Annotated in this window: 1 pseudogene; it reads right to left on the reverse strand. The window is 33.0% G+C overall.

Annotation, left to right across the window (positions count from 1 at the left end):
- Nucleotides 1–141 precede the first annotated feature (141 nt).
- Nucleotides 142–264: pseudogene (locus tag HMPREF9073_RS15365) on the reverse strand (RHS repeat-associated core domain-containing protein); the annotation flags it as partial.

The raw sequence follows: 264 nt of genomic DNA on the forward strand, positions 1-264 counted from the left end.
TAAATCAATGTTCTGTTAGATCGAACTCACGTTATTTACTATTAAGATTGAAAAATCTATGATTAAATCATTCTATCACGTTCTCTTATAAATTCAAAATATCCTTCTCTCCCTCTATAGCTTCCTGGTATTTTAGTATTGGTTATTCAAACAATACCCATATCTATTAAAGTTTTGGGTGTTAAAAGGGTCTTGTACGTAGTTGTCGGGTTGTAAGAAACGGTGTAGCACAGGGTCGTACAAACGAGCATTCATATTGATAAG

Origin of the sequence: Capnocytophaga sp. oral taxon 326 str. F0382 (genome assembly GCF_000318295.1) — a bacterium.
Classification (GTDB): Bacteria; Bacteroidota; Bacteroidia; order Flavobacteriales; family Flavobacteriaceae; genus Capnocytophaga; species Capnocytophaga periodontitidis.